Here is a 3,249-nt window from a genome sequence, read left to right as displayed (position 1 = left end):
CGGTTGGTACAGTGGTCGTGGATACCCCGGCTAACGACGTCTACGTTAACGGTTCGACCGTCACCACCACCATTACCGGTGCAACCGGCGGCAATTTTGAAAACCTGGTGCCGAGCACGACGCCTGCGGTCACCACTATTACTGATGTGGTCGATACCACCACTGTTACGCTGACGGCCGGTTCGACCGTGACCGAAGGTGGTCAGATCACCTACACCGCGACCCTGACCAACCCGGCGCAAACCCCGGTGAGCGTCACCTTGAGCAATGGCTCGGTGATTACCATCAAAACGGGTGAGTCCACAGGTACTGTTGTTGTCGATACCCCGGCCAATGACGTCTACGTTAATGGCTCGACCGTCAGCACCACTATTACAGGCGCTACCGGCGGCAACTTTGAAAACCTGGTGCCGAGCACCACGCCTGCGGTCACCACCATTACTGATGTGGTCGATACCACCACTGTCACCCTGACGGCCGGTTCCACCGTGACTGAAGGTGGCCAGATCACCTACACCGCGACCCTGACCAACCCGGCACAGACGCCGGTGAGCGTCACCTTGAGCAATGGCTCGGTGATTACCATCAAGGCGGGGGAATCGACGGGTACTGTTGTTGTCGATACGCCGGCCAATGACGTCTACGTTAATGGTTCGACCGTCAGCACCACCATTACCGGCGCTACCGGTGGCAATTTCGAAAGCCTGGTGCCGAGCACTACGCCTGCGGTTACTACAATCACTGATTCGGTCGATGCCACCGCCGTTACGCTGACTGCCGACACGACCGTCACCGAAGGCGGTCAGATCACTTACACCGCGACCCTGACCAACCCGGCACAAACCCCGGTGAGCATCACCTTGAGCAATGGCTCGGTGATTACCATCAAGGCGGGTGAGTCCACAGGTACTGTTGTTGTCGATACGCCGGCCAATGACGTCTACGTTAATGGCTCTACCGTCAGCACCACCATTACCGGCGCTACCGGTGGCAATTTCGAAAGCCTGGTGCCGAGCACGACGCCTGCGGTTACTACAATCACTGATTCGGTCGATGCCACCGCCGTTACGCTGACTGCCGACACGACCGTCACCGAAGGCGGTCAGATCACTTACACCGCGACCCTGACCAACCCGGCGCAAACCCCGGTGAGCGTTACCTTGAGCAATGGCTCGGTGATTACCATCAAGGCGGGGGAATCGACGGGTACTGTGGTTGTCGATACCCCGGCCAATGACGTCTACGTCAACGGTTCGACCGTCAGCACCACCATTACCGGCGCAACCGGCGGCAACTTTGAAAACCTGGTGCCGAGCACGACGCCTGCGGTCACCACTATTACTGATGTGGTCGATACCACCACTGTCACGCTGACGGCCGGTTCGACCGTGACCGAAGGTGGCCAGATCACCTACACCGCCACCCTGACCAACCCGGCGCAAACCCCGGTGAACGTCACCCTGAGCAATGGCTCGGTGATTACCATCAAGGCGGGTGAGTCCACAGGTACTGTTGTTGTCGATACCCCGGCCAATGACGTCTACGTCAACGGTTCGACCGTCAGCACCACTATTACCGGCGCAACCGGCGGCAACTTTGAAAACCTGGTGCCGAGCACGACGCCTGCGGTTACTACAATCACTGATTCGGTCGATACCACCACTGTCACGCTGACGGCCGGTTCCGCCGTGACCGAAGGCGGTCAGATCACTTACACCGCGACCTTGACCAACCCGGCGCAGACGCCGGTGAACGTCACCTTGAGCAATGGCTCGGTGATTACCATCAAGGCAGGTGAGTCGACGGGTACTGTTGTTGTCGATACGCCGGCCAACGACGTTTACGTTAACGGTTCGACCGTCAGCACCACTATTACAGGCGCAACCGGCGGCAACTTTGAAAACCTGGTGCCGAGCACTACGCCTGCGGTTACCACCATTACTGATGTGGTCGATACCACCACTGTCACCCTGACGGCCGGTTCGACCGTGACCGAAGGCGGTCAGATCACCTACACCGCGACCCTGACCAACCCGGCGCAAACCCCGGTGAGCGTCACCTTGAGCAATGGCTCGGTGATTACCATCAAGGCGGGTGAGTCGACGGGCACGGTGGTAGTCGATACCCCAGCCAATGACGTCTACGTCAACGGTTCGACCGTCAGCACCACTATCACCGGCGCAACCGGTGGCAATTTTGAAAGCCTGGTGCCGAGCACGACTCCGGCACTCACCACCATTACCGATTCCGTCGATACCACAACCGTTACGCTGACCGCGCCGGCTGCAGCGAGCGAGGGTGGTCAGATCACCTATACCGCGACCTTAAGTAATAAGGCCGATACTGACGTCACGCTGAAGCTGGATAACGGCTCAAGCATCACGATCAAAGCCGGCGATACCGTCGGCACCGTGACCGTGCCTGCGCCAAGCGATGACGTGTTTATCGATAAGAGCACTCAGACCGTCCAGATCACTGAGACCACTGGCGGCAACTTCGAGAAACTGGAAGTTGCTGGCAACGGCGCAACGACAGCGATCAACGACACCATCGACAAAGTCGATGTGGTTCTGACCGCTACCACCACGGTTGGCGAAGGCGGCAACATCGTTTACACCGCCAGCCTTGTGGATAAAAATGGCGCGCTGGTGACTAACATCACTAACCCGCTGACTGTCACCCTGGATAACGGCCAGAGCATCACTATCGGCGTAAATCAGTCGAGCGGTTCTGTTTCGGTTGTTGCGCCGGATGATGTCTACAAGGGCGACCAGACCGTCACCACTGCTATCAAGACTGTCACTGGTGGCGAGCACTTCGAAAATCTGGTTCCAGGTACCACGCCGATTAACACCACCGTTACCGATACACCGGGTACCGACAACACCACCACTGTCACGCTGACCGCGCCGAGCGCAGTCAACGAGGGTGGCCAGATCACGTACACCGCCACGCTCTCAAATAAAGCAGGCAGTGACGTCACGCTGAAGTTGGATAACGGCTCAAACATCACTATCAAAGCCGGTGAAACTGTCGGCACCGTCACCGTGCCTGCTCCAAGCGATGACGTGTTCATCGACAAGAGCACCCAGATCGTCAAAATCACCGACGCTTCCGGCGGCGACTTCGAGAAGCTGGTAGTTGCGCAAAACAGTGCAACCACCGCGATCAACGACACCATCGACAAGGTCGACGTTGTACTGACCGCCACCACTACTGTTGGCGAAGGCGGCAACATCGTCTACACCG

At 58.2% G+C, this 3,249-nt stretch carries 1 protein-coding gene; it reads left to right on the top strand.

Annotated features, from left to right (window positions below; genetic code table 11):
* Nucleotides 1–3,249 (top strand): beta strand repeat-containing protein (locus BFP96_RS31465; RefSeq protein WP_371914778.1); only part of this gene is annotated, 3,249 nt, incomplete at both ends.

This window comes from Pseudomonas sp. 34 E 7 (assembly GCF_900005715.1).
In the GTDB taxonomy this organism is placed as follows: Bacteria; Pseudomonadota; Gammaproteobacteria; order Pseudomonadales; family Pseudomonadaceae; genus Aquipseudomonas; species Aquipseudomonas orientalis_A.
This window is presented reverse-complemented; position numbering and strand designations above follow the sequence as displayed.